The sequence below is a fragment of the Citrobacter sp. CK202 genome, assembly GCF_030333225.1.
In the GTDB taxonomy this organism is placed as follows: domain Bacteria; phylum Pseudomonadota; class Gammaproteobacteria; order Enterobacterales; family Enterobacteriaceae; genus Citrobacter_B; species Citrobacter_B koseri.
Map to the genome: position 1 here is coordinate 20,926 of NZ_JAOWGI010000018.1, position 6,296 is coordinate 27,221.

Annotated in this window: 10 protein-coding genes; 7 read left to right on the plus strand and 3 right to left on the minus strand. The window is 52.2% G+C overall.

The features are described 5' to 3' along the window. Window positions 1-6: 6 nt before the first annotated feature. Both fmt and def read right to left on the minus strand, forming a co-directional pair. Window positions 7-954, minus strand: coding sequence for a methionyl-tRNA formyltransferase (gene fmt, locus OGX84_RS03005; protein ID WP_047460854.1), 948 nt, complete (start codon window positions 952-954; stop codon window positions 7-9). A gap of 14 nt (window positions 955-968) precedes the next feature. Next, the gene (gene def, locus OGX84_RS03010) at window positions 969-1,478 is read right to left on the minus strand and encodes a peptide deformylase (protein WP_047460857.1); all 510 of its coding nucleotides are present in this window, start codon (window positions 1,476-1,478) and stop codon (window positions 969-971) included. Between the two features lie 129 nt (window positions 1,479-1,607). On the opposite strand from def, the gene dprA reads away from it, so the two are divergent. From dprA to OGX84_RS03040, 6 genes are read left to right on the plus strand one after another with little or no spacing between them, the layout of a single operon-like run. After that, entirely contained in the window at window positions 1,608-2,732 is a 1,125-nt protein-coding gene (dprA, locus tag OGX84_RS03015) for a DNA-protecting protein DprA (RefSeq protein WP_200076371.1), read from the plus strand. Then, window positions 2,704-3,177, plus strand: a complete 474-nt coding sequence (gene smg / locus OGX84_RS03020; RefSeq protein WP_024130999.1) for a DUF494 family protein Smg — start codon at window positions 2,704-2,706, stop codon at window positions 3,175-3,177. Before dprA ends, smg begins: the two co-directional genes overlap by 29 nt. Window positions 3,178-3,203: 26 nt before the next feature. Beyond that, window positions 3,204-3,758 (plus strand): DNA topoisomerase family protein, encoded by a 555-nt coding sequence (locus OGX84_RS03025; RefSeq protein WP_012135414.1) that lies wholly within the window; start codon window positions 3,204-3,206, stop codon window positions 3,756-3,758. Then, window positions 3,751-4,323, plus strand: a complete 573-nt coding sequence (gene tsaC / locus OGX84_RS03030) for an L-threonylcarbamoyladenylate synthase type 1 TsaC (RefSeq protein ID WP_112001468.1) — start codon at window positions 3,751-3,753, stop codon at window positions 4,321-4,323. The genes OGX84_RS03025 and tsaC overlap by 8 nt, the downstream gene beginning before the upstream one ends. A gap of 4 nt (window positions 4,324-4,327) precedes the next feature. Further along, entirely contained in the window at window positions 4,328-5,146 is an 819-nt protein-coding gene (gene aroE, locus OGX84_RS03035) for a shikimate dehydrogenase (protein WP_112001469.1), read from the plus strand. After that, entirely contained in the window at window positions 5,143-5,400 is a 258-nt protein-coding gene (locus tag OGX84_RS03040; RefSeq protein ID WP_286457363.1) for a DUF1488 family protein, read from the plus strand. The genes aroE and OGX84_RS03040 overlap by 4 nt, the downstream gene beginning before the upstream one ends. On the opposite strand, the gene OGX84_RS03045 is transcribed toward OGX84_RS03040, so the two are convergent. Continuing rightward, window positions 5,376-5,930, minus strand: coding sequence for a gamma carbonic anhydrase family protein (locus tag OGX84_RS03045; RefSeq protein ID WP_112001470.1), 555 nt, complete (start codon window positions 5,928-5,930; stop codon window positions 5,376-5,378). The genes OGX84_RS03040 and OGX84_RS03045 overlap by 25 nt on opposite strands. On the opposite strand from OGX84_RS03045, the gene OGX84_RS03050 reads away from it, so the two are divergent. Further along, window positions 5,929-6,243 (plus strand): hypothetical protein, encoded by a 315-nt coding sequence (locus OGX84_RS03050; RefSeq protein WP_147491759.1) that lies wholly within the window; start codon window positions 5,929-5,931, stop codon window positions 6,241-6,243. The genes OGX84_RS03045 and OGX84_RS03050 overlap by 2 nt on opposite strands. The last annotated feature ends 53 nt before the right edge of the window (window positions 6,244-6,296 follow it).

The window sequence follows — 6,296 nt, forward strand, 5'->3', positions numbered from 1 at the left end:
TGACCGTCAGGCCAGACGGTTGCCAGGAATAAACCATTCCCGACGTGAATTTAAAAGATCCTGCGCGCTCATTGCCTTCTTACCTGCGGGTTGAAGGGAGAGCAGGTTCAGGATGCCGTTGCCGGTTGCAACCTGAATACCTTGTTTAGTCGCGTCAAGAATGGTGCCCGGTTCCGCTTGCGTTACGCGCTCTATCACTGACGCCTGCCACACTTTTACCGGCTGACCGTCAATTTCCATCCAGCTCATTGGCCAGGGATTAAAGGCGCGGATGCAGCGTTCAAGCTGTGCAGCAGAGAGAGACCAGTCCATACGCGCCTCTTCTTTGCTGAGTTTCTCAGCGTGAGTGGCCAGGGCGTTGTCCTGTACTTCTGGCTTCGCGGTACCGTTTTCTAACTGTTTCAGTGTTTCAATCAGCCCCTGTGGGCCAAGATCCGCCAGCTTGTCATACAGCGTGCCGCTGGTGTCTTTCTCGGTGATTGGACAGGCAAGTTTATAGAGCATATCGCCAGTATCCAGACCCACATCCATTTGCATGATGGTTACGCCCGTTTCGGCATCACCAGCCCAAAGTGAACGTTGGATCGGCGCTGCGCCACGCCAGCGCGGGAGCAGGGAACCGTGAACGTTGATGCAGCCGAGTCGCGGCATATCCAGCACCGCTTTTGGCAGAATCAGGCCATACGCCACCACGACCATTACGTCAGCGTGTAAGTCTGCGACTAAATGCTGGTTTTCTTGTGGGCGCAAGGAGGCGGGCTGAAAAACCGCTATTCCTTTCTCTTCCGCCAGCACTTTCACCGGGCTGGGCATCAGCTTTTTACCGCGTCCTGCCGGGCGGTCGGGTTGGGTAAACACGCCAACGACGTTGTGTCCAGAAGACAACAGCGCGTCAAGATGACGCGCTGCAAAGTCAGGTGTACCCGCAAAAATAATACGTAGTGAGTCTGACACGTTGATTCTTGTCCTTAAGCTCGGGCGTTCAGGCGGTCGAGTTTCTCAACTTTCTGACGAATACGTTGTTGCTTCAGCGGCGACAGATAATCGATAAACAGTTTACCAACCAGGTGATCCATCTCGTGCTGAATACAGATAGCCAACAGACCGTCTGCTTCCAGCTCAAAAGATTGACCGTCGCGGTCGAGTGCGCGAATTTTCACTTTCTCCGCACGCGGCACTAAAGCACGCTGTTCTGGAATAGACAGACAGCCTTCTTCAATCCCCGTCTCACCGCTTTTTTCCAGCAGTTCCGGGTTGATTAACACCAGACGCTCGTCGCGGTTTTCCGAAACATCAATCACGATGATACGTTGATGAATATCGACCTGCGTTGCCGCCAGGCCAATACCTTCTTCTGCATACATCGTTTCGAACATATCATCGACGATACGCTGAATTTCTGCATTCACTTCTTCTACCGGTTTTGCGACTTTGCGAAGACGCTCGTCCGGAATATGTAACACTTGCAAAACTGCCATAATTATCCAGAGTTGTGTTCAGGAGTTGGAAAGATTATTACCTCTATTCTAGACAAAACCCCCTCCGATTGACAGCATCAGTGACCAATCGCAAAGATTGCCAGGACAGCTTGTGGCAGGGGGATAAGGATGACCCGTACCGAAATTTGGTTACGTTTGATGCATGTGAGTGAATTGTATGGCGATGCAATGTTGAGCATTGCGAATTTGCTCATACAACAGCGTCAGATTGATAAGACTTTACTTCAGAACGCAGGGTTAACGTCCCGACAAGCGGAGCGCTTTTTAACCGTCCCGCAAAAAGCGCTGGATGACGCGCAGCACTGGCTTGAGCAACCTCATCACCATTTGATTCTGGCCGGCAGCGCGCGTTATCCGGCACAGTTGAATGCGATTGCAGATTATCCCGGTGCTTTTTTTGTTGCGGGTGATCCAGAATGTCTCCAGAACTTCCAGCTTGGCGTCGTCGGAAGCCGGACACCTTCCTGGTATGGCGAGCGATGGGGGCGTTTGTTCTGTGAAAGTCTTGCCGTAAAAGGGGTGACGATTACCAGCGGGCTGGCGAGAGGAGTTGATGGCGTTGCGCATAAAGCCGCCTTAAACGCGAACGGGAAAAGCGTGGCTGTGCTGGGCAACGGTCTGGGAAGTATCCATCCCCGACGGCATACCCGGCTGGCTGAGGGGCTGATAGACGCCGGTGGCGCGCTGGTGTCGGAGTTTCCATTAGCGACGCTCCCTTTACCGCACCATTTTCCCCGACGAAACCGCATCATTAGCGGCCTGAGCAAAGGCGTGCTGGTGGTTGAAGCGGCACTACGAAGCGGTTCTTTGGTTACCGCGCGCTGTGCGCTGGAGCAAGGGAGGGATGTCTTTGCCTTGCCAGGGCCGATAGGCAGCCCTGGCAGTGAAGGGCCGCATTGGTTGATCAAACAGGGCGCCACTCTTGTGACGGCGCCAGAGGATATTCTGGAAAATTTGCAATACGGCTTACATTGGCTGCCAGATGAGGCCGAAAATTCACTTTATTCACCAGATCAGGAAGCCGCAGCATTGCCATTTCCTATGCTCCTGGCTAACGTAGGAGATGAGGTAACACCTGTTGACGTCGTCGCTGAACGTGCCGGCCAACCTGTGCCAGAGGTAGTGGCTCAGCTACTCGAACTGGAGTTAGCAGGATGGATCGCAGCTGTACCCGGCGGCTATGTCCGATTAAGGAGGGCAAGCCATGTTCGACGTACTAATGTATTTGTTTGAGACTTACATCCATAACGAAGCTGAATTGCGTGTGGATCAGGACAAACTGGAACGGGATCTTACCGACGCTGGCTTTGACCGTGAAGACATCTACAACGCGCTACTGTGGCTGGAAAAGCTTGCTGATTATCAGGAAGGCCTCGCCGAACCTATGCAATTGGCTTCCGATCCGCTCTCCGTACGTATTTACACGGCAGAGGAGTGCAATCGACTGGATGCCAGCTGCCGGGGGTTTCTGTTATTCCTCGAGCAGATTCAGGTGCTAAACCTCGAAACGCGAGAAATGGTGATTGAACGCGTGCTCGCGCTGGATACCGCAGAATTCGATCTGGAAGACCTGAAGTGGGTGATCCTGATGGTTTTATTTAACATTCCGGGTTGTGAAAATGCGTATCAGCAAATGGAAGAATTACTCTTTGAAGTGAATGAAGGTATGCTGCATTAATCGACCTTCATTCAGCATGAGTTGTTATGGCTAAATCAGCACTGTTTACGGTGCATAAAAATGAGCCCTGCCCACAGTGCGGGGCTGAACTTGTTATTCGCTCCGGGAAACACGGTCCTTTTCTCGGCTGCTCACACTATCCAGAATGTGATTATGTCCGTCCGCTGAAATCGTCAGCAGACGGACATATCGTCAAAGTTCTGGAGGGGAAGTTTTGCCCGGCATGTGGTGCGGAGCTGGTATTGCGGCAGGGGCGGTTCGGCATGTTTATCGGTTGCAGTGACTACCCCGCGTGTGGTCATACCGAACTGATCGACAAACCAGACGAAACTGCCATTACCTGCCCTCAGTGCCAAAAAGGTCATCTGGTTCAACGGCGTTCCCGTTATGGTAAAACTTTTCATTCCTGCGATCGCTATCCTGAATGTCAGTTTGTCATTAACTTCAAACCGATAGCCGGAGAGTGTCCTGAATGTCACTATCCGCTACTCATCGAAAAGAAAACCGCGCAGGGTGTGAAGCACTTTTGCGCCAGTAAACAATGTGGAAAGCCGGTTCCGGCGGAACAACAAAGTGAATAATAACCTGCCTACAGACGCTATCGCGGCAGCGGTAGCGGTACTGCATAAAGAATGTGTCATCGCGTATCCCACCGAAGCTGTTTTCGGTGTCGGGTGTGATCCTGATAGTGAAACGGCGGTCAACCGCTTACTGGAATTGAAGCAACGCCCGGTTGAAAAAGGCCTCATTTTAATTGCGGCAAATTTTGAGCAGCTTAAGCCATATATTGATGACAGCATGCTGACAGATACGCAACGAGAAGCGATCTTTGCGTGCTGGCCTGGCCCGGTGACGTTTGTTTTTCCTGCACCGGTGACAACGCCGCGCTGGTTGACGGGACGTTTTGATTCGCTGGCGGTTCGCGTTACGGATCACCCGCTGGTGGTCTCATTGTGCCAGGCTTATGGCAAACCGTTAGTTTCCACCAGTGCGAATTTGACAGGGTTGCCTCCCTGCCGCACTTACGAAGAAGTACGGGCGCAGTTTGGCGCGGATTTCCCTGTTATTGAGGGTGAAACGGGAGGACGCCTGAATCCTTCTGAAATTCGTGATGCCCTGACGGGCGAGCTGTTTCGACAGGGGTAATACGATGGAAACCTATGCTGTTTTTGGTAACCCGATTGCGCACAGCAAGTCGCCATTTATTCATCAGCAGTTTGCGCAGCAACTGAAGATAGATCATCTCTATGGGCGTGTTCTGGCGCCGGTTGATGATTTCGTGAATACCCTTAACGCCTTCTTTGCGCAAGGAGGGAAAGGGGCGAACGTTACCGTTCCTTTTAAAGAGGAAGCGTTTGCACGCGCAGATGAACTGACGGAGCGTGCGGCGCTTGCCGGGGCGGTGAATACCCTGAAACGCCTTGATGATGGTCGCTTGCTGGGGGATAACACCGACGGCATCGGTCTGTTGAGCGATCTTGAACGTTTGTCTTTCATTCGTCCGGGGCTACGCATCCTGCTGATTGGGGCAGGGGGGGCTTCCAGGGGCGTACTGTTACCGCTGCTATCAATGGATTGTGCGGTTACTATTGCGAACCGAACCGCTTCCCGTGCTGAAGAACTGGCGCAAATCTTCGCTCATACCGGCAGTGTTCAGGCCCTTCGTCTTGATGCGCTGGAAGGCCATGAATTCGATCTGATCATCAATGCGACATCCAGTGGAATTAGCGGTGATATTCCCGCGATCCCGTCATCGCTCATTCATCCTGCTGTCTGTTGCTACGATATGTTTTATCAAAAGGGAAATACGCCGTTCCTTTCCTGGTGTGCGGAGCAAGGGGCAAAACGGTATGCCGATGGTTTGGGGATGCTGGTGGGGCAAGCCGCGCATGCTGTGTTTCTCTGGCATGGTGTGTTGCCTGACGTGGAACCTGTTATTGCAACGCTGAAGCAGGAACTGTCGGCATGAACCAGGCTATTCAGTTTCCTGACAGAGAAGAGTGGGACGCGGTCCTTGAGGCCGTTAGCTTTCCCGCACTGGTGAATGGGATGCAGTTAATGTGTGCTATCAAGGGAACCACGCTGGCGCATCGCTTTGGCGGCGATACGCCAGAACGGTGGCTGGCAGACTTTTGTGAACATCGCTGGGGTCTGGAAGAAGAAGCGGAAGCGTTGATCCAGTCCCAGCAAGAAGACGATCAGGGTTGGGTCTGGCTGTCCTGACTCAGGTATTCATCTTTCCATTTCACATAGTTATTTGCGGAGTACTGTAGCCCGGATTTCTCTTCGTCACTTAGCGGACGGATCTGCTTCACCGGACTCCCCAGATACAGATAGCCGCTTTCCAGGCGCTTGTTTTGCGGCACCAGGCTGCCAGCGCCGATCATGACGTCATCTTCTATTACCGCGCCATCCAGCAGAATGGACCCCATGCCAACCAGAACCCGGTTGCCGATAGTGCAGCCGTGGAGCATGACTTTATGCCCGACAGTGACATCTTCACCCACAATAAGCGGATTACCTTGCGGGTTAGTGGTGGATTTGTGCGTCACATGTAGCACGCTGCCGTCCTGGATATTTGAGCGGGCGCCAATCTCTACATAGTTCACATCGCCACGAATGACGACCAGCGGCCAGATCCCGACGTCATCAGCCAGACGAACATCACCAATGACGACGCTACTGGAATCGATCATCACGCGTTGCCCGATCTGTGGGAAAAGATCCTTATAAGGACGTAATACGTCAGACATGTTTACCTCAACGAAAGAGAACAGTAATGAAGACTTTGGTTGGATTATTGGCGCTACGCAAGTGTTTCAGCTATCAAAAATCAGCCAAATTGCGCAGGAATGTAGCGAAAGGGGTAAAAAACAGGCATTCAGCAAAAAAGATCCAAAAAACGCTTGTGCAAAAAAATGGGATCCCTATAATGCGCCTCCGTTGAGACGACAAAGTGAAACGCTTCACAAGATGGTCGGAACAACGAAGAGAAAAATCCTGAAAAATGGGGTTGACTCTGAAAGAGGAAAGCGTAATATACGCCACCTCGCGACAGAGCGCTAAAGCGCGTCGCAACTGCTCTTTAACAATTTATCAGACAATCTGTGTGGGCACTC